The 26,103-nt window shown below is 56.0% G+C and carries 19 protein-coding genes, 1 pseudogene and 1 riboswitch; of the genes and pseudogenes, 12 read left to right on the top strand and 8 right to left on the bottom strand.

From position 1 onward, the window contains the following. Positions 1–303, top strand: a pseudogene (locus FE784_RS41710) (hypothetical protein); the annotation flags it as partial. A 203-nt stretch (positions 304–506) separates the two neighbouring features. Here FE784_RS41710 and FE784_RS38395 read toward each other — a convergent pair. The 3 genes from FE784_RS38395 to FE784_RS38405 all read right to left on the bottom strand — a co-directional run bounded on the left by FE784_RS38395 (position 507) and on the right by FE784_RS38405 (position 2,892). Further along, positions 507–1,472 (bottom strand): phytanoyl-CoA dioxygenase family protein, encoded by a 966-nt coding sequence (locus tag FE784_RS38395; RefSeq protein WP_139607581.1) that lies wholly within the window; start codon positions 1,470–1,472, stop codon positions 507–509. Positions 1,473–1,684: 212 nt separating this feature from the next. Beyond that, positions 1,685–2,584: an AraC family transcriptional regulator gene (locus FE784_RS38400; protein ID WP_176706821.1), complete on the bottom strand. Its 900-nt coding sequence runs from the start codon at positions 2,582–2,584 to the stop codon at positions 1,685–1,687. Positions 2,585–2,688: 104 nt separating this feature from the next. Next, positions 2,689–2,892 carry a hypothetical protein gene (locus FE784_RS38405; RefSeq protein WP_139607583.1) on the bottom strand — a complete coding sequence of 68 codons (204 nt, stop codon included), beginning with the start codon at positions 2,890–2,892 and terminating at the stop codon, positions 2,689–2,691. Positions 2,893–3,091: 199 nt separating this feature from the next. Here FE784_RS38405 and FE784_RS38410 point away from each other — a divergent pair, with 199 nt between their 5' ends. The 5 genes from FE784_RS38410 to FE784_RS38430 all read left to right on the top strand — a co-directional run bounded on the left by FE784_RS38410 (position 3,092) and on the right by FE784_RS38430 (position 12,204). Beyond that, entirely contained in the window at positions 3,092–5,434 is a 2,343-nt protein-coding gene (locus FE784_RS38410; protein ID WP_139607584.1) for a helix-turn-helix domain-containing protein, read from the top strand. 218 nt (positions 5,435–5,652) lie between these two features. Beyond that, positions 5,653–7,269 carry an extracellular solute-binding protein gene (locus tag FE784_RS38415; RefSeq protein ID WP_176706822.1) on the top strand — a complete coding sequence of 539 codons (1,617 nt, stop codon included), beginning with the start codon at positions 5,653–5,655 and terminating at the stop codon, positions 7,267–7,269. Next, a complete protein-coding gene (locus tag FE784_RS38420) occupies positions 7,266–8,564 on the top strand; it encodes a sialidase family protein (protein ID WP_139607586.1) in 1,299 nt (432 codons plus the stop codon). The genes FE784_RS38415 and FE784_RS38420 overlap by 4 nt, the downstream gene beginning before the upstream one ends. A 94-nt stretch (positions 8,565–8,658) precedes the next feature. Beyond that, a complete protein-coding gene (locus FE784_RS38425; RefSeq protein ID WP_139607587.1) occupies positions 8,659–9,999 on the top strand; it encodes an ABC transporter substrate-binding protein in 1,341 nt (446 codons plus the stop codon). A 96-nt stretch (positions 10,000–10,095) separates the two neighbouring features. Beyond that, positions 10,096–12,204 (top strand): glycosyl hydrolase family 28-related protein, encoded by a 2,109-nt coding sequence (locus tag FE784_RS38430; protein ID WP_139607588.1) that lies wholly within the window; start codon positions 10,096–10,098, stop codon positions 12,202–12,204. 262 nt (positions 12,205–12,466) lie between these two features. On the opposite strand, the gene FE784_RS38435 is transcribed toward FE784_RS38430, so the two are convergent. From FE784_RS38435 to FE784_RS38445, 3 genes are all read right to left on the bottom strand, one after another. After that, entirely contained in the window at positions 12,467–13,273 is an 807-nt protein-coding gene (locus FE784_RS38435; RefSeq protein WP_139607589.1) for an AraC family transcriptional regulator, read from the bottom strand. A 199-nt stretch (positions 13,274–13,472) separates the two neighbouring features. Then, positions 13,473–14,258, bottom strand: coding sequence for an archaetidylserine decarboxylase (gene asd / locus FE784_RS38440; RefSeq protein WP_139607590.1), 786 nt, complete (start codon positions 14,256–14,258; stop codon positions 13,473–13,475). Positions 14,259–14,489: 231 nt separating this feature from the next. Continuing rightward, positions 14,490–14,729 carry a hypothetical protein gene (locus FE784_RS38445; protein WP_139607591.1) on the bottom strand — a complete coding sequence of 80 codons (240 nt, stop codon included), beginning with the start codon at positions 14,727–14,729 and terminating at the stop codon, positions 14,490–14,492. Positions 14,730–15,021: 292 nt separating this feature from the next. Next, positions 15,022–15,130: riboswitch (TPP riboswitch) on the top strand. Between the two features lie 111 nt (positions 15,131–15,241). Here FE784_RS38445 and FE784_RS38450 point away from each other — a divergent pair. The 4 genes from FE784_RS38450 to tenA are packed head-to-tail and all read left to right on the top strand — an operon-like array spanning position 15,242 to position 18,873. Further along, positions 15,242–15,841, top strand: a complete 600-nt coding sequence (locus FE784_RS38450) for an ECF transporter S component (protein ID WP_139607592.1) — start codon at positions 15,242–15,244, stop codon at positions 15,839–15,841. Positions 15,842–15,863: 22 nt separating this feature from the next. Then, on the top strand, positions 15,864–17,396 hold the full coding sequence (locus tag FE784_RS38455) for an ABC transporter ATP-binding protein (protein WP_139607593.1): 1,533 nt from the start codon (positions 15,864–15,866) through the stop codon (positions 17,394–17,396). Beyond that, positions 17,387–18,181, top strand: coding sequence for an energy-coupling factor transporter transmembrane component T family protein (locus FE784_RS38460; RefSeq protein ID WP_139607594.1), 795 nt, complete (start codon positions 17,387–17,389; stop codon positions 18,179–18,181). Before FE784_RS38455 ends, FE784_RS38460 begins: the two co-directional genes overlap by 10 nt. A gap of 29 nt (positions 18,182–18,210) precedes the next feature. Beyond that, positions 18,211–18,873 carry a thiaminase II gene (gene tenA / locus FE784_RS38465; protein ID WP_139607595.1) on the top strand — a complete coding sequence of 221 codons (663 nt, stop codon included), beginning with the start codon at positions 18,211–18,213 and terminating at the stop codon, positions 18,871–18,873. A gap of 527 nt (positions 18,874–19,400) precedes the next feature. Here the strand turns inward: tenA and FE784_RS38470 are convergent. Then, positions 19,401–20,036, bottom strand: a complete 636-nt coding sequence (locus FE784_RS38470; protein WP_176706825.1) for a response regulator transcription factor — start codon at positions 20,034–20,036, stop codon at positions 19,401–19,403. A gap of 22 nt (positions 20,037–20,058) precedes the next feature. After that, positions 20,059–22,263: a GAF domain-containing sensor histidine kinase gene (locus tag FE784_RS38475; RefSeq protein WP_139607597.1), complete on the bottom strand. Its 2,205-nt coding sequence runs from the start codon at positions 22,261–22,263 to the stop codon at positions 20,059–20,061. Positions 22,264–22,488: 225 nt separating this feature from the next. Here FE784_RS38475 and FE784_RS38480 point away from each other — a divergent pair, with 225 nt between their 5' ends. Next, on the top strand, positions 22,489–23,067 hold the full coding sequence (locus tag FE784_RS38480) for a hypothetical protein (RefSeq protein WP_139607598.1): 579 nt from the start codon (positions 22,489–22,491) through the stop codon (positions 23,065–23,067). A gap of 367 nt (positions 23,068–23,434) precedes the next feature. Continuing rightward, the gene (locus tag FE784_RS38485) at positions 23,435–26,014 is read left to right on the top strand and encodes a PEP/pyruvate-binding domain-containing protein (RefSeq protein WP_246132375.1); all 2,580 of its coding nucleotides are present in this window, start codon (positions 23,435–23,437) and stop codon (positions 26,012–26,014) included. Positions 26,015–26,103: the final 89 nt, after the last annotated feature.

The raw sequence follows: 26,103 nt of genomic DNA on the forward strand, positions 1-26,103 counted from the left end.
GAGCAAGGGGAGCAAGGGGAGCAAGGGGAGCAAGGGAAGCAAGGGAAGCAAGGGATGCAAGGGAGGCAAAGAAGGCAAAGAGGCAAAGAAGGCAAAGAGGCAAAGAAGGCAAAGAAGGCAAGGAGGCAAGGAGGCAAGAAGGCAAGGGAGGCAAAGAAGGCAAAGAAGGCAAAGAAGGCAAAGGAGGTAAGGAAAAACAAAGAAAGACAAAGAACAGGAAGGGGAGATGCCCCTTCCTGTTGGGATTACCGGGAACAGACGGCAGCTCGCCGTATTCGGTTCAGCTGTCGCATGACGAAATAGTCGGAATCTTGCAGAAATCCGGTCGGCAGCCCAATGCCCCATACAGGCTTCCCGCCGGTCAGGCACTCTCCGCCTCACATCCAACCGGCCTAGAGACCATCATCGTGCCGTTATCGATTCCTCCCTAGGAGCCCGGGGCAAGAAGCCGGCCAGCAGCGCAATTCCCCATACAAGGCCTTTCCGGCAGGCAGGCACTCTTCGTCTCACATTTCCATAGGGCCCATGCCGCCGTCCGGCATAGCCACCATCATCGTGCCGTTATCGCTGCCGCCCTCGGCGGCTGGAGTCAGGTCCACGGGAGTGCCGAACAACGGACTTGCATACGGCAAATGCGTCCGACCGCGCGCCAATATATGCTTTTCATTGGAGCCGCCCCACGGCACCCAGGAGCGCGCATTGCAAAAATGGGTTACGTACGCACGGCGGAACCGGTCGGTCGTCTCGTTGCGATACGAGCGATGGAGCAAATGCGAGTGGAAGAACAAGACGTCCCCGGGCTCCAAAATAACCGGAACGGCATCGCCGTATTTGGCCGCGACTTTCGAAAGGCTATTGATCGAATCGTCCATATGGCTCGGGTTTTTGGCCGTGAACAGCCCTTCGATATGCCGGTCGTTCGCGTGCACGAAATGCTGCTTGTTTTCCGGCGGATAGATCGGCTCGTGATGGGAGCCAGGAGACACCCACAAGCAGCCGTTCCGCTCATCGGCCCGGTCCAGCGCGATCCAAGCGCCGATTAAAGAGTCGGGCTGGGTCTGGATATAGAATGCATCCTGGTGCCAGCCTTGGCCGCCTTTGCCCGGAGGATTGAAAAACATCATCGATTGCAGCGCCAGCACGTCCGGCCCGATCAGCGATTCGAGCACGTCCAGCACGCGGGGATGGAGCAGCCCCCACTCGGCGGTCGCATTTTCCAGATGAGGCATATGCAGCCGGGCCGAAGCCAGCCGTTCCGTCTTCTGCTCGCCCCCCATCCAGGCATGTGCGCGGGAAAGATGGTCCAAATTGATCTCTCCCTCGTATACATCGGCGGTCCATTGTTGAAGTCTTTGCGTATCATCCCGAGACAAAAGGCCCCTGACGGTAAGGAATCCGTCCCGCCGGTAGCTCACATATTCGTCGATCGTCGTCGTGTACCGCCCGGATTTCTCCGTTATTTCCCTTTGCATGAGCGTCCTCTCCTATCCGTTAAGTTATCTTTATCGATAAAGAATGATTAAGTTCGCTAAAGCGAAATACGACATTCTTTACCAAGAAAACTTCCGCTTAACCGCGGTCGCTCTTCATCGAAATACGACGATAGTCGTTTTTCTTATTGTGCAGGAGAAGTGGAGCGCTCACAATATACGGAGACGAACGATTGATGGATAAACTTGATCTGCTACTCCTTATCTGCCGATCGCAGGATGAAAATATGGTTCAACGGGTAAAAACGCCCCCAATCGTCCGGAGGCGCCATTTCCCTCAATCGGGGATCGCCGTATTTGCGTCGGTATTCGGTTGCCGTCATGCCCATCATTCGCCGAAACAGCCGATGAAAGTAATATTCGTCGGCAAAGCCGGCGGCGCGCGCGATTTGCTTGACGCTGTCCGAGCGCTGCAGCAGCAGCTGGGCGGCGAGACCGATTCTTCGTTTTGTCATCCACTCCTTTGGAGAATGTCCGACATGGCGCTGAAACGTGCGGGTAAAATGCTCGTGCGACCAGCCGGCCATCTTCGCCAGCTGCTCGACCTCGATCGTTTCGTTCGCGTGCGTATCGATATATTGGAGCGCATTCGCGATTTGGGGCGGTATCGCTCTCGGGTCGAGGTGGCCGGAGTCCGGCTCCAGCGAGCCCTCCATTTCCTCCATCACCGTCAGCAGGAGCATTTCAGCCATCGATTGCCATCTGGCAGGCCGGTGATGAAAGGAGTACAGCAGCTGCTTCATCAGCTGGGGAACGAGCGAGCCGTCCGCAACGGTTGCCGGAGCCGCCCCTTCGAGCAGCAGCTTCGGATACCGCTGACGGATGCCGTCCGTCACGAAGTCGAAGTGGACGAACAGGTGGCGCGTCGGGATCGCAGGATCGAAATTGTAGTCATGCGTTTCCCCGGGTCTCGTAATGAGAGCGAACGGGCTGTCCAAAGCGTACGTAACGCCGGCGGATGTATATAAGGTGCGGGTGCTCTTGGGGAAATAGACCAGCTCGTAATCATGAATCCGGCGAGGTCCGAGCCGACGTCCGGGCTTCACCGTCACATCGCCGGCGTGATGAAAGCGCAAAAAAGAGTCCGTTTGCAATGGGCTTCCCCCCATGGATGGAATTCATAACATGATCATATCACGGCGGGAAGCGGTATGAGTGATTTTAGCGACATGGCCATTATCAATCGCGCTCGTTAGGCTCATGCGAGCATATAGTAGATGACTTTAAACAGGAAGATGAGAACGAAGGGGAGAGCAATGCCGTAGAGGGGAACGAATGCGATAAACAAAAGGTTCGAGGCGCCGGCCTCACCTTTTAGCGTGTTTTTGAATATGAGCCTCATGACGATGAACAGGACCGCTATTACGCATATTCCGATGAATTTCGCGCCTAAGGGCGACATGTCGTTGCCTCCTTTCCTTGTACGATCATTATACGACAATATTTACATTATTTGTATTGGAAAATATCGAGATCGTCGAGGCGGCTGCCGAATGCGCGATAGAACAGCTTTGTTCCCGCGATTGACACTTGCCCGGCGCTGTAGTATCTTTCTCTCGTAAACGCTTGCAGCTAGACTACGAATTGAGGTGGATTTACCGATGGGCAAATTCAAGCTGAATTCGCGGCTCTTCTACCAATACATCGCTTCATACATTGTCGTATTGATATTGCCGGTGCTCGTGATCGGTTTCGTGGCGTACAACTACTTCATCCAGCTTATGAGGGAGGAAGTGATCCGCAGCAATCTGACCGTGCTTTCCCAAGTGAAGGATACGATCGATCTGAAGATGAACGAGCTCCAAAACATCGCGGTGCATATTGCCGCCAATCCGCATCTTTCCCCGTATACGGCGACGAAAAACGCCTTCAATGAGATGAATGCGATATCGGAGCTGCGCAATTATGCCAGCGCGAACTATTTCATCCATGACATGCTGCTCTATTTTCGCGGAGGAAGCAAGCTGTATTCCCCATACAGCGTATTTGCCGCGCAGTCGTACACCGATAAAATATTCCGCTACGAGAACTGGAGCGCGGATAGCTTTTACCGCGACATCAATATGCTGGAAGCGCCGCTGCTCCGACCGGCCGAGAACGTATCGGTACCCAATCCGGAGAAGTTCATCACTTTTATCGTGCCGATTCCTTACCGGGAGACGTCTCCCTATGGAACCGTAGTGTTCCAGATCAAAGCGAAAACCGTGAACGACATGATCGTGACGACATTCGGGGATTACGGAGGCAATGCGATCATTCTGAATGAGCGGGACGAGCTTATTACTTCGCTTGCGCCCGTATCCTCCTCGGCGCTCGGCGATTTGGCCGATACGGTTCGGCGACGCGACGGGGGCGGCTCGGGAACGATCCGATTGGAAGGAAGCGATTATTTCGCAGGCTATACGAAGTCCGACGCTTCCGGGTGGACCTATGTCTCTCTCGTGGATCAGAGCACGGTAATGAAAACGGTGCAGCTCGTGAAGGCGAGGACGCTGTACAGCCTGCTGCTAGTGCTGCTGCTCGGGAGCATCGCCATTTATTATGTCATGTCGCTCAACTATGCGCCGATCCGCAGGCTGAAGCAATTTGTGGACACCCGGATAGACCGGGCGTTCCGCAATACGAACGAGCTGGAGTCGATCCGTTCGGCCTTCCGCTATATATCGGATCATAACGATGAGCTGCACCGCAAGCTCGACAGCAGCAAGCCGGCGCTCAAAACGTTCCTCTTGTCGGCTCTGCTGAAAGGCGAATTTCACGAGATCCGTCAATTCAATGCGAGAGCGGAAGCGGCCGACCTTCGGTTTGCGATGCCCTTATTCCGTGTCGTCCTATTCGCTTTCTCCAGAAAGGACGATATTCGGCGCGCGCCTGGCGGCTCGATCATCCAGGAGGTAGAGACGCTGCTCTCCGATAGAGACGATGGCATGGAGAGCCAAGGAGGCTTGCCCGCAGGCGGCGAGCTCGAAGGCTTCGGTCTTGACAGTCTGGATGGGAACAAGCTCATCTTCATCGTCGGCACCCGGGCAAATGACGATGCGTCGTTAAACGAGAAGCTGGCATCCGTCCAGCGCCATTTGATGCAGAAGCGGGGGCTGCATGCTACGATCGGCATAGGCAATCCTTATGCCGATGCCGGAGAGATCGGCAAATCGTACATCGAAGCGACGGGAGCGGTTGATTACCGGCTGATCAAAGGTCACGGCAAGGTGATTTTCTTTGGCGAAATCGTATCGCGCACGCCGGTCGGATCAAACGATTATTCGATCAACGATTGGAGCCGCCTGAAGCTGTATATCGTACAAGGTGATACAGGGCAGATCGAGATCCAGCTGGACGCGATCATCGCCATGATCAAAGGAGACGGGATCCCGCTGTTTTTGGCCAAATGCATTTGCTTCGACCTGATCAACGTCATCTTCACCATCATGTCCGAGATGAAGCTCAGTCCGAACGACCGACAGAGGCAATATCCCGACGTGTTGTCCTTGACCGAATTCGAAACGGTGGAAGAGCTGATCGAGCTCGTCAAGACGATCAGCGCCGACATATGCGGCATTCTCCGCGAACAGAAGGAGAGCGCGAACTTCCGGCTCCGGGACCGGATCGTAGACTACATCGGGCAGCACTATTCGTCCTATCATTTTTCCGTACAAGCAATGGCAGACGATTTGCAAATGTCCGCCTCCTATTTGAGCCGGTATTTCAAAGATCAAACCGGCCAAACGATCATGCATTATGTGAATTCCGTGCGCATGGAAAAAGCGAAGCGGCTGCTTCTGGAAGGGACGGACAGCATGCAGCTGCTCGCAGGCCGGATCGGGTTCGGCAGCGTACCGGGCTTTATCCGCAAGTTCAAGGAAACGGAGGGCGTAACGCCGGGGGAATACCGTTCCATGCATGCGGAAACGGCTGCACGCGAGTCCGATGTAAGAAACCGTTAATCGGGTCAAAAACGGTTAATGCCGGGATGTAAGATTCAGTGAGCGGATATCAGAAATCGGTCATATACGGGCTCGGCGTAATGGTATATGGTGTTGCCTGAGAGGGGGGACACTGTATTCCGTTCGTCCGTGCCGCAGGGCAGCGGTCGGCGATGAACGGTTCGTCCGAAAGGCGGCTGCGCCGCCGAAGCTTTTCGGAAAGGGTGAGTGACGGCATCATGAATAAACGGTTCGGGATTTTGGCCTTCGCTCTTATGCTCATCGTTGCGTCCGCGACGCTGTCGTCGATTGCCGGCTGTCAGAATGAAGCCGTCGGGAACGAGGATGGGGACAAGGAGCGGGAAACGTTTCGGCCGACCGGTCTGCCCGTGGTCGACAAGCCGATTACTTTGCGCATACCGATGGTCAAGCAGCCTTACTTCAATGACCTGAACGAGATGGTCACCCTCCGGGAGCTGGAGCGGAAGACGAACATTCATATCGATTGGAAGCAAATACCGGTAGAGGGGTTCAAGGACAGGCTCAACCTGATGCTGGCGGGCGGGGAGCTGCCCGACGCGTTTTTTTACGGGCTTGGCTCGCAGGACGTCGTCAAGTACGGATCTCTTGGCGTGCTTGTCCCGTTGGAAGGGCTGATCGAACAGTATGCCCCCAACATAAGACGCCTATTGGCCGAGTATCCGCAAGTCAGAAGGGCGGCTACGGCGCCGGACGGCCATATTTATTCTTTGCCCTGGTTCAAGGATCAGGAGTTTTTCGAATACCGCAATACGTTTCTGATCAACCAAACGTGGCTGGACGCTTTGGGGTTGAAGATGCCGGAAACGACGGAACAGTTTTACCGGGTATTGAAAGCGTTTAAGACAAACGATCCGAACGGAAACGGCTTGGCCGACGAAATTCCCGCCACGTTCCGGTATAACGTGACGACGAACGGCTACTACGAGCTGTTCGGCGCTTTCGGGGTCGTCGATGCGGTCAACAATTTGTACATCAAGAACGGCAAAGTAGGTTTCGAGGCTGTCGAGCCGCGATATAAGGAAGCGATCGGTTATTTGCACCGGCTGTACGGCGAAGGGCTGATCGACCAGCAGACATTCACGCAGGATTCGAAGCAGCTTTTGTCCAAAACGAAGAACGACGTGCCGATCGTCGGTGTGCTGGCCTCCTTCAACGGAACGCTGGAGCTGGATTTGGAACGGCTGAAGCAGTACGTGCCCATGCCGCCTTTGGCAGGCCCCGAAGGCGATAGGATATGGAGAAGGCAGGACAACCGGATTATTCCGAACTATTTCTCGATTACTTCGGCCAACAAGCACCCGGAAGCGACAATGCGTCTGGTGGACGTGATGAACGATCCGAAATCGGTGCTGCAGTTTCAGCAAGGTCCGTTCGGTACTCATCTGAAGGAGCGGGAGGACGGTAAAATCGAAGTGCTGTATCCTCCGGCAGGGAACGATCTCGGCTATTGGATCGGCAGCGTCACGCCGTCTACGGCTTTGCCCCTGATGATATCCAAGCCATGGCTGGACAAAGTGATTCCGCATGAAACGGACCAGCTGCGGGATCGATTTTACCAAGTGTATAAACCGTTCATCGCCAAAGAAGAGGAGACGTATCCGAGCTTGTACTTGACTCCCGAGCAGAACAAAAGAGTAAGCATGCTCGGAGCGGACATCAACAAGTACGTCCGGCAAATGGAAGCGAAATGGATCGTTCAGGGAGGCGTCGACGCGGAATGGGACGCTCACCTGACGGAACTGAACCGGATGGGGCTGGAAGAGCTGATGAAGATCCGGCAAGATGCGTACGATCAATATAGGAGAATCAGGTGAGAGCCATGACTGACACGATTATGCGGGCGAATTCAAGCAATCGGTACAAGGTTGAGCCGCTTGCCGACACGTTTGTAACGTTATACGAGTCGCCTTATCCGGAGAGCGTATTTTGCTATAGTCCGGGAATTTTGGAATTGCCGGGCGGCCGTCTTATCGCCACGATCGATTTGGGCGGCAAAGGAATGTCGCAGCTGGATGGCCCCAAAGGCTCGCGGCATGGATACGTGACGCAAGGGAAAGCGTTTTTGTCGGATGATGGCGGACAAACATGGCGGCACACGGCGGACTTCCCGTATATGCATGCGCGGCCGTTCCTGGCAGGCGGCTCGATTTATATTCTGGGACATTGCGTGGATATTATGATCATGCGCTCGGACGACGGGGAGACATGGACGGAGCCGGTCAAGCTAACGTCAAGCGGGGACTGGCATCAGGCGCCCTGCAATGTGCACTACGCCAACGGCAACGTTTATTTGGTTATGGAGAATATACGGGATGGCGATCAGAGCCATTATTGGCCGGTCGGCTGGATGGAGCCGGTCCTGATGCGTGCCGGAACGGATACCGATCTGCTAAAGCCGGAAAGCTGGTCATATTCGACCCCGCTTGCGGCGCGCGACGTTATTCCGTCGGAGAAGCTCGACTATTTCGGGGTTCCTTTCTTCACGGAAGGCTGTACGCACAAGCGGGGCCAGATCAATTGCGCTCCGGTCGGCTGGCTGGAGACGAACGTCGTGCAATTCGTCGATCCCGATCATTACTGGCACGACCCGAACGGCCGCACGTTTCATCTATGGATGAGAGCCCACACGGGAGGCACGGGTTATGCCGCCATTGCCAAAGTTGTCGAGGATGAGAACGGAGTCATGACGACGATGCCCGAGACGGTTCCGTCCGGCAAGCAGATCGTTTTCGTACCTTGTCCCGGCGGGCAAATGAAGTTCCATATCGTATATGACGACATGACGAAGCTGTACTGGCTGCTTTCCTCTCAATCTACGGACAGTATGACGAGGGCGGAACGGCTCCCGAAGGAACGGTTCGATCTTCCTAACAACGAGCGGCACCGGCTGCAATTGCATTTCTCCAAAAACTGCATAGACTGGTGCTTTGCCGGTCTGGTATGCGCCGGAGCATCGCCCAAACAGTCGCGGCACTATGCCAGCATGATTATAAGCGGCGAGGACCTGCTTGTTATGAGCCGATCCGGCGATGAACGGGCGGCAACCGCGCATAACGGCAATCTGATCACGTTTCACCGCATAAGCCGATTCCGGGAACTCGTATATTGAGCGAACGACTACCGTTGTTTATACGGAGAGGGCAAGCTTTTATCTACAATGAGAACGTTGTTCTCTATTATGGAATAAACAAGGGGGCGCGCGAATGGTCCGTAAACCGATTAAAACCGTATGGGCGGCAGTTGCAATAGCGGCACTGCTGGCCGGCTGCTCGACCAAGAACGAGACGTTAACGGGCGAGGCAAAGCCGGAGCAACAGAAGTCCGCTTCCGAACTGGCATCGCTGATGACGGGCTCCGACGAAAAAGCGGAAATCATTATCCGGACGGGAATGACGGACGAGGCTTTCGACAAACAAATTCGCGGGCTTTTGAAAAATAAATTTCCTAACGTCACCTTTACGAAGGTCGGCTACAACATCAAGCTGCAGGATTTGCTGGCATCGTCTCCTCCGGACATTATCGACCAAGGCATCACGAATTTGGAAGAAATTATAGAGGTGGACCTGCCGCTTAATCTCGATCCTCTGGTCGGGCAGCACAAGATCGATATGAGCCGATTCGATCCTCATATCATTCAGGATATCCGTTCTTATTCTGTCGGCAAAAACGAGCTGGTCATGATGCCGTTCGTCGTTCAGCCGTTCGTTCTGCATTACAATAAAGATCTATTCGACAAATTCGGGGTGACGTATCCGAAGGCGAACAGTACGTGGCCGGACTTGATCGAGCTGGCCAAGAAGCTCTCCCGCACCGAACAAGGCATCGCTTACCGGGGGTTGGACGCCGGCCTGAATATCGGCCGGATGCAGAAGCAGCTGTCCCTCCCGTTCATCGACGCCAAAACCGGCAAATCGCTCGTAGGCTCGACGCCGGAATGGAAAACGCTTTATCAGACCTACGCCGATATTTACGGCGTTCCCGGCAACTTCCCCGAGGGCGCCAAGCATGGAGACGGCCGAAAAGCGTTTCTCGACAGCAGAACATTGGCGATGTATCCGCACATCATCATGCTGACCGATCCGGATTTCGTCCAAGCGGCGCAAAGCGGGCTAAAATTCGGAATCACCACCTATCCCTCGTTCAAGGATAAGCCGGGAGTAAGCACGGGATTGTTCGGCGGAGGGCTGGCAATATCCAAGACATCGAAAAATCGGGACTTGGCTTTCAAAATCGTCCTGTATTACACGTCCGACGAAGTGCAGAAGGAGCTCGGAAAGATGGGCTTCGTCACACCGCTAGTCAGTCCGGAAGTACGCAATAAGCTGTTTGAAGGAAATCCGCTCGCTGCGGGAATCGATTTGAGCGCGATCTATACTCCTCGCGTCGCCGATCCTTATGTACGGACTAAGTGGGATGCGAAGGCGTCCAATGTCGTCCAAGCGGGCATGCAAAACTTTTTTACGGGTAAAGCCGACCTGAATACGTCGATCCGGGATGTTGACGAGAAGATCGAGAAAATGGTTCAAGACGAGCAGAACAAATAAGGGACTGATCCGGAAGTGTCCTTGCGGGCGCTTCCGGATCATGTGCTCCGCTAATGTGAAGGCGGAGTAACTACTAATTATTGGGGGGAAGAAGCGATGGATTCGAATTACCGGAACGGCAGCGAAATGGGGGAGCGGAAAGAAGCGGAACTCCTGATGAACGCGGAGGAGGGCTGGAGTGGCAAGCCGGTTAGCCGGCGCAGACTGCTCGCGGCCATTGGAGCGGCGGGCGCGGCTCTGACGACGATGAGCGTATTGGCGGGACAGACGGGGGTAGCGGCGAAAGGCGTTAAATCGAGCGTATACGGTTCGGTGTACGGGGACCCGGATCATCCGTTGACGGGAGATTGCGTGCGGGCCGTCACGATCGACGAGCTGAGGGCGGAACAAAGCCCCGAGGCCGACCGATTGTATTACGTAACCGATCCGGGACAGGAGGGCCCGTTCATGTATGATGCGGCCGATACCGTGACCACGGAAAATACGGGGACGACGGTCGTCTCCGGCTCCGGGGCGCGCTTCAAAAGACGGTACGACGGCAGCTTGCACGTCAAATGGTTCGGGGCAAAGGGCGACGGCATCGCCGACGATACGGCGGCGGTCAGGGCGGCTCTTGCGGAGGCGCGGGGGAAGACACTGTTTTTTGCGCCTGGCGTATTCAAGCTGACCGATACGATTACGGTTCCCCGGAATACGTTCGTTCGGGGCTCCGGCAATTCGTCGTGGTACGCTTTCGGCCAGCGGCGCAACGTATTGCCGAACAGCATTCTCGACATGGAATGCGGGACGGTGCTCGCTTTTTTCGGCAATTCGCTGCAAACGTTTTCAAGCAATCGTGCGGATTTCCAAAATTTCACGTGCGCCGTCAGGCTGGAGAGCGACGCCGACGGCACGCAGCTGTCCGATTTGAAAATATTGTCCCATTTCCGCATTCGCGACGAAGCGGGAGCCATCACGACTCACCTGACCGACGAGCACGCTTTGTTCGATGTGGGGCTGTGGATCGACAATGCCGATCATGTAAAGCTGGACCGCGTGTCGGTCGTCGGGTATTGGCAGAAGGCCGGTCTGTACCTCGATGCCTCGGGCCGGCTGGCCGCGACGGGCGAATACGGCGCCATCGAGTACGCCACGATCAAGGATTGTTATTTCCAAGGCAAAATCGGCATGGCGGTACTGGGCGGCGACGAGGGCAATCCTCCGGATGAGACGGGCTATACGCCGCCTGCGGGGGACGCTCTGACGGAAGGGCAGTTCGGTCTGTCTCACCTGTTCGTGTCCGACTGCTTTTTCTCCGGCACCGATCATCATTCCAACGGCTTCGTCTCCGACTGGCAAAGCCGGATCGGGCCGGACAGCACGCCGATCAAGATCGACGGCTTCATCGGCAGCGGCGTACCGTACCGGATCAACAACCCGCGCTTCGTCAACTGCTCGATCCAGACGCGGGAGAGCGCCTCGATCGTGCTGGACCGGGTTATCCGGCCCACCTTCGTCAGCTGCCGGGCAGAGAGCGGTCCGATCCGCGCCACCAAGCATACGATCCAGCCCCGGCTGATCGCCTGCGAATTCCCGTACAACCGGACCAATACGATTTACCATGAGATCGAGTTTTGCCAAGGCGCCTATATCGAACCGCCGTTTCGGCGCCTCGGGCATACTTTGCTGATGGATTACGAGTTCCAGCTCGAGCTGCGCAACAACGGAGGTGTAATCGAGCATCGTCTGACCAAACCTTACGCCCTTCAGGCCGGCGCCAAATCGAGAGCGGTCGAAGCTCTGTTCCGTTATGCGATTCTCGAAGCGGGCTGGAATTATCAGCAGTGGACGCCGACACCCGTGCCCGGCTCTACGGACGATTTCGCGAAGGGACTCTTTTTGGGCGAGAAGTCGTTTACGGCCAAATACAATTTGTATACGAGCGCTGCAATCGATAATGCCGCCGATTATCAGGAAATCGAGGTGACGGTTGCCGAATCGAGGGCAGCCGACGCCGGTCTATGGGCGAGACCGGGCTCCTATTCGGCGCAGGCGGTCCCATACCGGCTGAGCAATTATTCCGCGGCACTCAGAATCGAGCTGAGGAACGGAACGGGTCCGGCGACGAACTTGACCGCCAATTTACCGAACGAAGCGAACGGCTCCGCAAGTCTGATCTTGCGGGTGAAGGGGAAATTTTACGAGCAAGCTTACGGCTTGGCTTAAGCCGCAATTTTATAGGTCTCGCTGGCGCGGGTCGATAAACAGACGGAGACGCCGACCATCATCGCCGATCCACGCTGGAAAACGATTTTTCGCAACGCGGTTCGTCAAGATGATGCAGGAGACTCGTTCAATCAGCGATTTGTGCAACATTGAACGTCGGACATCAACACGGCGTTCCGGGCTGCGGAGGAAGCGGCTGCCAAGACGATCAAGGACGCAGCGCAAGCCAAATAGGAGTGCGCGAGCGGGTGCGGCAGACTCTTTATACCGAGATGCAGTCCGACGGATTCTCTCCCGTCAGCTTTTTGAACAGTCTGCTGAAATAATAAATGTCCTGGAAACCGACCGCCAGCGCCGCTTCCGTAACGTTGCAATGGCCGCCGAGCAGCAAATCTCTGGCCTTGCCAACGCGGATATGGTTCTGGTATTGGACGGTCGTCATGCCCATGATTTTCTTGAACAACAGCCGGAAATGGGAGGGGCTCAGTCCCGACAGCCGGGCCAGCTCCTCGATGGAGAAGCTGTCCGCGTAATGCTGCAAAATATGGTTCGCCGTTGTCTCGATCGCGTTGTACCGGGAGCTGCCGTACTCGGTCCGGTCCTGCTCCCGGATGACGCGGTACAAAATATCCATCAAAATGCTCCGGCACTTGACGCTGAATCCGTTGCGCTTGCCGGTCCACACTTGGTTCAATTCGTGGAACAGATGGGAGAGCTTGTACAGATGCGGACTGCGGATACGAATGTCCAGCCGGTCGAACTGCTCGCGGGACTGTTCGTTCTGAAACAGAACGTCGAACGTGACCGAGATAAACGACCAAGGATTGTCCGGATTGGCCGCGGCGGAGCGGACGAACCCTTTCGGAAACAGCAGCACGTCTCCTCTGCGGACTTCGACTTGCTTGCCGTTATAGGTGTAGAGAGCTTCGCCATCCCGGCAGTAACCGATAACATACATCGTATCGTTAATGGTCCGCTCGATCTTCCAGTGCGGATTCGGCTGCCGATCGTTGATGTGCTCGATCGTCACGTTGAAATCGAAGTCGCTTTGCAAGTGCGCGGTGGTCATATCGGGCCCCCTCCGATCTGGGAATGGCTTTGCTCTCAGTATAAAATCGTCTGCCGGCCGCTGTCTACGAAATCATGCGGGCAGCAGGTCCGACAATAGAAAAAGCAAACCTTCCGGGAGCGACGGAGGTTTGCTTTTTCTGTACCGGAGCCGGCAAAGGCCGAGAGGATACGTATGATCGGCCGAGCTTGCTGTCCGCTTACTTGCCGAGCAGCTTGCCGAGCGCCTCGCCCATCTTGACTTTGGAGCCGACGGAGAGATCGCCGCGTGGCTCGAAAATGCCGTTTTCGGTCAAGAGCACGACGGTCGAGCCGAATTCGAAGTAGGCAAGGTCGTCTCCGCGGCCGATGCGATCCGGCAGCGGCTCGACGTATTTGATGCTGCTGACGTTCATGGCGCCGACCTTGACGACGGCGATTTCCCCATGCTCGTGGTCGATATAAGTAATGAGCCGCTCGTTCCGGCTCAGCACCCGTTTCATCTGGCGCAAGCCGAAATCGTTGACGGGATACACTTTCCCCTTGACGTGCTCCTTCTCCACGATCGTGCCGGATGCCGGGGAATGGATGCGATGGTAGTCGGTAGGGCTTAAGTACAGGACGAAATAAAACCCGTTCCGGTAGTTTACCGTTCTCGGGGAGCGGTTCAGCAATTCTTCCACCGTGTAATCTTGCCCTTTGATCCCGAGCATCGTACCGGCCTTGATCGGTCCCATGCCGGTTATGAGCGAATCGACGGGACTCAGCAGCGAACCCGGATCGGCGTCGAACGGTCGCAGACCCGGCTTCAGGCGCCGGGTGAAAAATTCGTTCAATGTCCGGTATTCCGCAATCGCCTTCTCCGCGTCATCGATACGAATTCCGTACGATTTGGCGAATTGGGGAATAAGCAGCCGGCTTATTTCCGATTTGGCGAAAGCTCCGGTTATACGCGAAATCCATTTCCGCGAAGAAAGCTCGGTCAATAGTCGAAATAACGGTTTCATCTTCGTCCACCCATTCTAATTGTATCCCCGAAAGTGAAGTCAAGCTTCGAAGCATAGTCCGAGTCTTTTTGGGAAGCCCCCCTGAATTCGCTCCAAAAGCGAAGCAAGCCTCCGAAGCGCAATCCGGAAGCACGGTCCGAGACCAAGGCATATATACCTATCTTGACACAGAAAAGGCGGCAACGCAACAAGCATTCCCGTGCGCGAACGCAAGAAAAAAAGGCAGCCCATTCAGCTGCCGGAAGCGGTGTACGGCCAATTCGGCCTTGTTCCGATACGTTTATACTCTTGACAGGACAGGCACGTCGCCGTGTTGATCTGCACCGGAATGGCGCAGCCGGAATATTTCACGCAGTGCACCGGTGTTCGATCATCGGAGTCGGAGGCAATATGCACACAAAAGCGGCATCCGGAAATCAACTCGTGCGTAACGTCGAGCATCGTTTGCTTCAACCGAACGATTTCTTCCATTGGGCTGCGGCTCCTTTGATATTCGTTTCCGTTCGTCGTGTGACTGCTAGAGAGCTGTCCAAGAATGATTCTCATCCGTATAATAGCATAATTTCTAATCGTTTGTCACTATTTGGTAAAAGCTTGAATTCAAAATCATACGATCAAATAGACAGAGGCGCTCGACGATACGCTGCCAACGAACATCTGGCGGAACCCCCGCCGGAGCAGAAGCCTGCCCTTAAGGCTCAAAACGATTCCCGCCGAAGCCGCCTCCGCTTATTGACAAAAGAGCGAATCGTGTTAAGATTAGGTTTGTCACTAGGGGAGCCCAGCGGGGCTGAGATTGGATGTTCGCGCATCCTAGACCCTTCGAACCTGATCTGGATGATGCCAGCGTAGGGAAGTGGGACACCATACGTTCGAAGCCGAACTTTTCGAATGCGCGTCCATCCTCTATGAAGGGTGGACTTTTTTGTTGTCCGATATCGGAGAACCCCGGGGACGAAAATCGATTATAGGAGAGGATATCATTGTCAACGGCTTACAAAGCGTCAAAAGGACTGAAATTGACCGATATTTTGGTCACCGTGGTCATTGCCGTCGTATTCGGGCTCATTTACCGGATATGGGGTCCGGTGTACGATCTGGTCAAAGTATTCGGGCTGCAAGCCGAACAGCTTACATACGGGATGTGGTTCATTGCCTCGACCGTAGCTTTTCTGATTATCCGCAAGCCGGGTGTGGCGCTGCTCGCCGAAGTAGCCGCCGCCTCCGGGGAATTGATTACGGGCTCGCAGTACGGAGTCGAAGCGCTGACCTACGGGATTTTGCAAGGAATCGGCGCGGAAGTGGTTTTCGCCTTGTTTGCCTATCGCTCTTATTCGCTCGCCGTCGCATGTTTGGCCGGGATCGGGGCCGGTTTGGGCTCGCTCGGCATGGATTGGTACAAAGGGTATTTGCTTGAACTGCAAGGCTGGAACTTGACGCTGTACTTCGTGTTCCGGTTTATCGGCTGCATCGTCATTACGGGCGGATTCGCCTATTATTTGGTCAAAGCGCTGGAAGCGACGGGGGTGACCCGGATCGTGCGACCGGTATCGGAAGCGGACCGGAATGCGCTGAAAGACTAATCGCGATCTGAGGTGAAGCATCATGGACGCTGCGGCGGGAGTCGAACGGTTAAGACTTAAGTTTCCCGGCGCGCCGGCGCTGACTTTCCGGGATTTGTCGTTTGCGGCTAAACGGGGGGAGCGCGTGCTGCTGCTCGGCCCTAGCGGCTGCGGGAAATCTACGCTGCTGCAGGTGCTGACCGGGTTAATCCCGCATGCGGTCGACGTGCCCATGTCGGCGGACGCGATCGTCGTGCCGGAACGATGGGGGTATGTATTTCAGGATCCGGACACGCAATTTTGCATGCCTTACGTGGACGAGGAGCTGGCTTTCGTGCTGGAAAATTTGCTCGTTCCCCGCGAACGCATGAGAGAACGGATAGACTCGCTGCTCGAGCGAGTCGGTCTGAAGCTCGACAACGTTCATACGCCGATTGCGGCGCTTTCGCAAGGCATGAAGCAGCGGTTGGCCATCGCCGGCGCACTGGCTCTCGAGCCGGACGTCCTGTTCGTCGACGAGCCGACGGCGCTGCTCGACCCGGAGGGCACGGAGCAGGTTTGGGAGACGATCCGCACCGCGGGCGAAGGACGGACGGTCGTCATCGTCGAGCATAAAATCGAACACATTATCGACTATATCGACCGCGTAGTCCTGTTCAACAAAGCAGGGGAAATTACGGCGGACGGTCCGGTGAAGGACGTATTCGCCGAATACGGGCATCGTCTTGTCGAGGACGGCATCTGGTACCCCGGCGTATGGGAAGATTATGTGAAAAGCGGACGTTTCTCCCGACCTTTACCGGCACAGGCTGGCGACGACACTTTGATCCGCTTGGACGAATTCGAAGTATTCCGGGGAAAAGCCCGAAAGCTCGCCATCGGCAATGGCCGGATCTCGGCCGGCGAGTGGATCGCCGTAGTCGGGCCCAACGGAGCGGGGAAAAGCACGCTGCTGCTCGGCTTGATGAGGCTGCTCAAGACGGTTGGGGGCTATGACCTGAACGGGACGCCGGCCGAGCATTATCGCGAGCTGTCCGGCGAAATCGCCTTCGTATTTCAAAATCCGGAGTTTCAGTTCGTGACGAACTCCGTATATGACGAGGTCGCATTCTCGCTGCGGCGGGAGAAACGGCCGGAGTCCGAAGTAGAGGCGAAGGTGTCGGAGCTGCTGGCCGATTTCGATCTCGCCGACCGCAAGGAAAACCATCCGTTCCAGCTGTCGCTCGGACAGAAGCGAAGACTGAGCGTAGCATCGGCGATCGTAAAGGAGCAGCGCATCCTGCTGCTCGACGAGCCGACGTTCGGCCAAGACGCGAAAAACACGTTCGCCCTGCTGGAAAGGCTGGAAGCGTGGCGGCGGAAAGGCACCGCGATCGTGATGGTGACGCACGATCCGGACATCGTGCAGCGCTTTGCGACGAGGGTGTGGGACATCCGCGCAGGCGAGCTGCATGCCGATCTGCTTCCCGGGGAGTGGGCCGGATCGACGGCAAAGTCCGCATCATCCCGGGCAGATTCCGTGAATGAACGCGACACGCCGCATGAACGACGGAAGGAGCCTACGCCGTGCACATAGAGTTTTCATACCGGGAGACGTGGCTGCACCGGGTCAATCCTTCCTTGAAGCTGTTCGTATGCTTGGCGCTGTTCTTCTTCGTCCTGTTTACTCACAATCCGAGCGTCATGCTGAACGTCGCCGCCGCGGCCGTACTCGTGCTGTTCTCCGGCAGCGGCCACCCGGGCAAACGTCTAGCCCTGTACGCGCTGCCGGCGCTGCTGCTGTTCGTGTCGTCTTCTACATCGATGATCTTTTACGGCAAAGGGGAGACGACCTGGCTGAAGTGGGGGATTGTCCATGTGACGGAGGAAAGCTTTTACCGGGGTATGCAGGTCGGCATGAAATCGCTCAGCTTCGCTTTCGTCGGTCTGTTGTTCGCGCTCACGACGCGTCCCGTTTATTTGTTTTATTCGCTTATGCAGCAGTGCAGGGTGAAGCCCAAGTATGCTTACAGCTTTATGGCGGCGATGCGGCTGCTGCCGATCATGATCGAGGAATTCCAGACGCTGCGCCACGCGCTGGCGGTACGGGGAGTTGGCCGGGAGAAGGGACTTGCCGGCCTATACCGGAAAATGAAAGCCTACGCCGTCCCCATGCTCGCCCAGAGCATACGCCGTGCCCAGCGCATCGCGGTGGCGATGGAGGCTAAACGGTTTGTGGGCGACAGCCGGCGTACCTATTATTACGAAATCGGTTTTTCACCGGCTGATGCGGCGTTCGTCGCGGGAACTATGGCGCTGTGCGCAGCGGCTTACATGGCAGGCGTGCTGCTGCCGTATTTTCCGGTAACGGACGTACGCTGAGCAGCCGGAATGAGAGAGGAGAGAGAACGATGTTGTTTTCCAAACGGTTAAGAGAAGCGGCGGATGCAAGCTGGGAGGCCAGCTTCAGCCATCCGTTCGTAACGGGGATCGCCGACGGCACGCTGCCGCTCGACCGGTTCAAGCATTATGTGCTGAACGACGCCTATTATTTGTCCTGCTTTGCCCAAGTACAAGCATTGGGCGCTGCCAAGGCGACGGATCTGCACACGTCCAACCGGATGGCTGCGCACGTGCAAGGCACTTACGGCGCCGAACTGTCGCTGCACGAGAAGTTTTCCGGCATGCTCGGCATTACCGACGAAGAACGGAGCTCGTTCCAGCCCGCTCCGACCGCTTACGCTTATACCTCGCACATGTTCCGTGCCGCCTACACGGGACATTTGGGCGATATTATCGCCGCCATACTGCCGTGTTATTGGCTGTATTATGAAATCGGCGAAAGGCTGCAAGGCGCAAAGCCGGACGAGCCGATTTACCGGGAATGGATCGCGGCTTACGGCGGAGAATGGTTCAAGGAGCTCGTGCAGGAGCAGATCGACCGGCTGGACGCGATTGCCGATACGGTAACCGAAGCGGACCGGGAGCGGATGCAACGCTCGTTTCTGATCAGCAGCCGCTATGAATATTTGTTCTGGGATATGGCTTACAAGAAGGAACAATGGCCGGTGTAGATTGGCAGGCGGGCAGGATGATAGAGAGGGATGCCTAAACGGCTCCACGATGATGGTGACAGTTACGAGAATATAGGTTTGTCCACAGGCTGCCGAATAACGGCAGTCTGTTTGCGCTGCCGAAGAAGGATAAATCGATTGATACCCAATCATTCCCAAGGTTATGTTCCAGCATCTTGTTACAATTGGAATGGACAGCCACGACATCGCCCCACGCTTCTCATTAATTTCGTTAAAATTTGGCTTCTCCTATCCTCTGCCGAACCGAAGAGGAACAAAAAGTTCCTCTATGAGAAGAAAGGAGCGCTGCATAAGGGCAAAACGGAACAAATAGTTCCGTTATTTGGCTAAATGCCGCCAAAAACCGCTTGCGTGAGCTCGTTAACGGAAAAAATCGTTCCTCTAAGCCATATTTATGACCGTATTTTTGAACATAGAGGAACAAATTGTTCCGTTCGATGAGTCATCTTACCATCAAACGCCTCTGCAAGCCAGACCATGCTGCAGGGCGCGATCGTAAGGCGCGGCTACTCCTCCCTGGACCTTTGAAGCAGCTTTCCGGCCTCGTTGCGGTCCGCGACCTGCAGCTTGTTCAACAGATTGGATACGTTATTGGCGACCGTTTTGACGCTGATATTCAGCTGTGCGCTTATTTGTGCGTTGGTGTCGCCCACGGCGATGAGCTGCAATATTTCCAGCTCCCGCTTCGTGAGCTCGGATAGTTCGGGATGATTGGCCGGCTCGGCAGCCGTCGGCGATGAGAAAAAATGGATCATCCGCCCCGCGATATCGGAGCTGAATACGGCGCGGCCGCTGCCGACCATACGGATGGACTGGAGCAGCTCGTCCTCGTCCGCGTCTTTGAGCACATAGCCTTTGGCACCTGCCCGCATCGCGGTAAAGACGGACTGGTCGTCCCGGAACATGGTCAGGATCAGCACCTCGATATGAGGGTAAGCTTGTTTGATCAGCCGCGTAACTTCGATTCCGTTCAGTCCGGGCATGCGGATATCCATGAGCACCAAATCCGGCTGAAGCGTCCCCGCCAATTCCAGCGCTTCATCGCCGGATGAAGCCTCCCCCACTACTTCCAGATCCTCTGTCGTGCCGAGCAAATTCCGCACCCCTTTCCGGAACAAGGGATGGTCGTCCGCTATAATCATTTTCAATTGGCACCGCTCCTTTCTATAAAGGAAGAATGGCCGAAACTCGCGTTCCGCCTTGCTCCGTTCGCTCGATCGCGCATTGTCCGCCCAACTCCGCCGCCCGTTCCCGAATAGATCCGAGACCGATGCCTCCCGTGCTGCCTGATGCTGGCGACAGGGTGGGGATGCCGCTGCCGTTATCCGTAATCTCGATCAAAAGCTCCTTCTCCTTGGCGGGAGAAATGTCCAACCGTACCGTGCAGGACGTAGCCTGGGCATGCTTGACAACATTGGCCAGCGACTCGGTAACGATCCGGTATACGGCCACCTCCACCGCTGCGGGCATTGCAGGAAGAGAAGATGGAGCATCGAGCCGGATGAGGAGAGAATCGGCGCGTCGTTCGCCGGCAACCGTCAGAGCTGGCTTGTTCAGCTCGTCAATCCTGATCTGAATCGCGCCCACAAGCCCCAGCTCATCCAAGGTAGGGGGACGCAAGTCATGAACAAGCATGCGGATCTCTTCGACGGTCGAGCGGATGACCTGTCTCAGGTCGGCCAGCATCTCGATCGCCGCCGCAGGCTCTTTGGCGACGTATTTTTGCGCCGTGGCCGCGTTTAAAGCGAGTGCCGCCAGTCTGGGGGCGAGATCGTCGTGCAAATTGTTGCGGATTTGCCGGCGTTCCTCTTCCCGGGCCAGTACGAGCTTCTCCCGGGATTCCTGCAGATCTTGGACGAGCAGCTTCATGCCGAGCGTCATTTTTACGTTTTCCACGATAGGACCGGCTTGCCGCAGCAGTACGTCCAGCAATTTGCCGTCCTCGGAGGAGAAGGCTTCCCCGGGCGAGCGGCTTGCCGCATAGAGCGTTCCGACCTCTTCGCCCCGATGGATGATCGGAAATGCAAGCGGATCGTCAACCGGTTCTCCGTCAGAGGCGACAACCGTTTCATGGCCGCCCACGCCTATGGCAATTCCCGTGTAGGGCAGGCGAAGCGCCGACTTCACCGTCCGGACGACGGCGTCCAGCATGGCATCCGGCGGCAGCGGCCGAATCAGCTGGTTGCCGAGCTCCAGCAATACCTCGTAAGGCTCGTCGTGCCTGCCTTTCATGAGCCGGTTAATATGGCGCTGCAGCCATTCCTTCAGCGGAGCGAACGCCACGGAAACGACGGCGGTGGCCAGCAGCGAGACGAAGAAGCCGTTCCCGCTCTGAAACAAGGGTCCCAAATACAGCACGGCGCACGTATACAGCAGCACGACGGAGACGGTTAACGCCGCGTAGACGAGGGTTCGTTTGACCAATGGATCGATGTCCCAGAGCCGTCTGCGCATAACGGCCATCGCAAGCGTTACGGGTATTGCCGTCAGTGCCAAATTGAGCAAGGCGTTCAAATATACGTAGGTGAGCGCCGTACCGTCATGAAATCGCGGATCGAACAGCAGGCTCATCCCGCTAAACCCGATAAATCCGATCGAAACGCCGTAGACGCCCCATTTCGTTTGCTGCCGCTCCGCAGGCGAGGATACATGGCGGAACCGGTAAATTTGCGAATAAATAAGAACGGCGGTGGATGAAACGTACCATAGCAGTTGAATGAGCACGTGGACATGCAGCGATTGCCACATGGAACCGCCGTAGAATACATTCGTGACGGCAACGAGCGCGATGGCGGCAAAAAAAAGACGGGACCACCCGGGCACGAACCGTCCGTTTGGAAAAACAAAGAAAAAGAGCGAGATCGAAATCCATCCCAGCATCGCCACGATCAGAAACCAATGATGGGCGAAACCGGAATCGCCGGAGGCGACGATGGCAAGCGATGGAAACGAGGTGCCGAAAGCGACCATGGCCAGAGCGGCGAGCAGCCCGACAGGTTCCCGGAATCCTTTCCATAACATAACGGCGGAACAGAAGTAGAACGCGAGCGTAAAGCCGACATCGATCAGGACGAATAATACGGCATACGTCGTTAGCGACAAGCCGTCAATCGGCAAGGGCATCGCCGGGACCGAGTTGCCGCAGCCGTTCGTAATGCAGACGGACACGAGCTTCGAGTAATAGTTCGGGATGCTGCCGAAATACATCGACATCGTCACCAAGGCGAAGACGGCGACAAACGACTGCAAAGCGATCAGCTTCCAAACGGACCGCCGGTCATCGGGAGAGCCGGGTCGGCCGCGAAGCCGTTCTGTTTCCGGCGTTAGGGCAGGTTCCCCCATTGCTTCTATTTCTCTCATTCCTTCCATTGTTCCATCCTTCCGATCCGCTGGCCGATTTCCCTTATTATAGCTGTCTCCCCCGCGCGTTGAACATAGGGCGGGATCATATTCCCGGTCCGATTCCCGGCTTTCCCGGATCGGCACGCCGAAAGTTCCCGATCAATCGGGATGCCGTTCTCTTCCGCCGGGAAATTCCCTCCGGTTACGATAGTCGCAGCGGTTCAATCGACGAATAATTGGAGGATGAGGAAAATGAGTGGAAATCAGTTGGTGAAAGCTTTGGGCATGATTTGTTTGCTGGCGGGCATCGCGCGCATCGGCATGACGCCGAGCTCGATCATTTGGGGGACGGATAGCGTGCAGGAGCTGACGTTCGGCTTTATCGCGTGCGTACTCATGTCGGTCGGCACGATCGTCACTTATATGGTGCAGTCGCGGGAAACGGGATGGACCGGCTTCGCGACGACGCTGGCGATTATTATCGGCAATATCGTCACGACGGCGATGTTATGGTCCGGGTTCGCCTCGGGGGATCCGCACTCGATTCCGGAAGGCGTCCTCGTTACCGTTTCCCGGATGATTACGATGATCGGTCTTATGGGGGGGACGGTGGTGTTCGCCATTCTTACCTTCCGCGCGAAAGTATTTCCGCGTTGGGTAGCGGGCTTGCTGCTGCTAATGATCGTGGGGCTTTTTCTTCCCCTCGAGGATAATAAATGGTTTGCCTTCTTCTGGGGATTGGCGTATGTGGGGATGGGGTACTGCATTTGGGCGGAGAAATTGAATACTTCCTCGGCCAAGACGGGAGCCGACAGAACGGCAAGCCTGTGATTGTGGCAGGCGTACTGGGCGGTTAAGTCGTTGTAGCTACCGGCGCAAAGGTAGATGAAACGACTGCCCGTGCGAACGACGATGCTTCGGTAAAGCATGGCATCTCGGCGACTAGGCGCCAATTTGAAAACGGTCCACTTTCTGATAAAGTGGACCGTTTTTCTTTTGCGGCCGGTTGCAGCATTTTTTTGCAGGCAGATGGACTACTTTCGCCGAAATGGAACAAACAGGATGCGCTTTTGCAGGCTAGCGATACCGTTACGACCGTGTGGTGGCGGGAGCGGATGCCCGGACGTTTATCCGAACCAAATACAGGAGCGCGACCGATCCGCCATAACGGACTGGAGAAAGGAGGCGGATTTGTTTTATGATAGATGTATCTTACACGAAGGAGCGGACGCGGGTGGATATTCGGGACAAGGCAAGCACGGGAATGTCCGGCATCGATCTGGCGATCGATAAGCTGAGGCTGGGCGACAATGTCGTATGGCAGGTCGACTCCGTAACGGATTATAAACGGATGGTGGACCGGTTCGTCGAGCAGTCGAAGCGCGACAACAGGAGGCTGATCTATGTAAGGTTCGGCGATCATGAGCCGCTCCTGGAGGATGGCGCCGCGGCGACGACGTACCGGATCGAGGCACAGAAAGGGTTTGAAAGCTTCGCCACGGCGGTGCATACGCTGATCGAGCAGGAGGGCAGGAAAGCGTTCTATGTGTTCGACAGCTTGACGGATTTGCTGCAGCACTGGCATTCCGATCTGATGATCGGCAATTTTTTCAAAGTAGCGTGCCCGTTTCTGTACGAGCTGGACACCGTCGCCTATTTTGCGATCATCCGCAACGCGCATACGTACGGCACGATCGCGAGCATCCGCGAAACGACGCAGCTGCTGCTGGAGCTGTACCGGGTCGAGGGCAGCTACTACATTCATCCGCTCAAAGTATGGAACCGTTACTCGCCGACGATGTTTTTCCCGCATTTGATTCGCGGCGAGGAGGCGGTCTGCATTACGGCCAGCACGGAGTCGGCCGAGCTTTTTTCCAGCATTCAACGCGGCGGGGAACGGCTCGACTATTGGGATATCCTGTTCCAGAAGGCCAGGGAAGCGCTGGCGCAGGCGCCCGAGAAGAGGGAAGCGACGAAACGGCTGCTCATGTCGATGATGATCGGTCCCGAATCGAGAATGTCGGAGCTGTGCGACCGTTATTTTACGCTGGAGGATATTTTGGCGATCGCCTCTCGTGAGATCGGGACGGGCTTTATCGGGGGCAAAAGCGTCGGGATGCTCGTCGCCAGAAAAGTGCTGGAGCGGGATGGCCAAGAAAGGTTTTCCCCTTATATGGAGCCTCATGATTCCTACTATCTGGGGACGGACGTTTACTATACGTATATCGTGCAGAACGGCTGGTGGAAGCTCCGGACGAAGCAAAGGACGTCGGAAGGCTATTTCCGCCACGCGCCGGAGTTGAAGGAGAATCTGCTTCGCGGCAAGTTTCCGGAGAAAATCCGGGAGAAATTGATGCAAATGCTCGAATATTTCGGCCAATCCCCGATTATCGTGCGCTCCAGCTCTTTGCTTGAGGATAATTTCGGCAATGCCTTCGCGGGCAAATACGAAAGCGTATTTTGCGCCAACCAAGGCACTCCGGACGAACGCTACGAGGCGTTGGAGCAGGCGATCCGCGTCGTGTATGCCAGCACGATGAACGAGGATGCGCTGCATTACCGGATGAACCGGGGGCTGTTCGAGCGTGACGAGCAGATGGCCATTTTGGTGCAGCGCGTGTCCGGAGACCATTATGACGATCATTTTTTTCCCCATCTAGCCGGCGTGGGAAACTCCTCGAATTTATACGTATGGGACAAAAGTATAGATATGGACGCGGGCATGCTTCGCCTCGTGTTCGGTCTCGGCACCAGGGCGGTGGATCGTACGGTCGGGGATTACGTCAAAATCGTAGGCTTGGACAAGCCGCTGCGCAGCCCGCTCATGCACGCGGAGGATTACCGGAAATATTCGCAGCACGACGTCGACGTCCTGTCCCTGAAAGAAAATACGTTGACGAGCATGCGGCTGGAGGACGTCCTGGACGTTGACCTGAAGACGGACAAAGAGCTGTTCGCAACGCAGGACTATGAGACGATGCAGCGTCTGCGCGAGCTCGGTTATTCGGATCGAAGCGCTCCGCACATGCTCGATTTTCAAAAACTGCTCGGAGCTACGGAATTCCCGGGCTTGATGCGGGATATGCTCGCCTTGCTGGCCGGCGTGTATGATTATCCGGTCGATATCGAGTTTACGGCGAATTTTACGAAGGAAGGTTTGTTCAAGGTCAATTTGCTTCAATGCCGTCCGCTGCAGACGCGAGGCTTGGGCAATTCGGTCGAGATGCCGACGGCGGATCGGGTGCGGAACCTCTTTTTCGAGATTAAAGGGAATTTTATGGGAGGCAATGTGCGGCTTCCTATCGACTATGTCGTCTATGTCCGACCCGAGTCCTATTTGGCGTGCGCCGAGCAAGGGAAATATGCGGTAGCCCGACAGATCGGCTTGATCAATGCGGCAATGAAAGGGAAGTCGGCGATGCTGATCGGCCCGGGCCGCTGGGGGACGACTACGCCTTCGCTGGGGGTCCCCATACGCTTCTCGGAGCTGAGCAACATGTCCGTCATATGCGAGGTGTCGTCGGTCGAAGCGGGATTTATGCCGGAGCTGTCATACGGCAGCCATTTTTTTCAGGATCTCGTGGAGTCGGGGATTTTTTACGCGGCTATTTTCGACGGGCGGGACGACGTGAAGTTTCAGCCCGCCCGTGTGCTGGAACGGCCGAACTTGTTGCTGTTCCCGCACAGCGAGCAGCTGTCCGATGTCATTCATATTGCCAAAACCGACGGTATGGAGCTGTTCTCGGATATTGTGTCACAGAGGCTCATTTGTTTGTAAATCGGGCGGGGCGGCCAGGCGCCGGGGCCGGTGTATACATGACATGGCGGCCCCGAGGAGCCAACTGGCGCAGAATAGTGACGGTTTGA

The organism is Paenibacillus hemerocallicola (assembly GCF_006265175.1).
GTDB classification, from domain to species: domain Bacteria; phylum Bacillota; class Bacilli; order Paenibacillales; family NBRC-103111; genus Paenibacillus_AB; species Paenibacillus_AB hemerocallicola.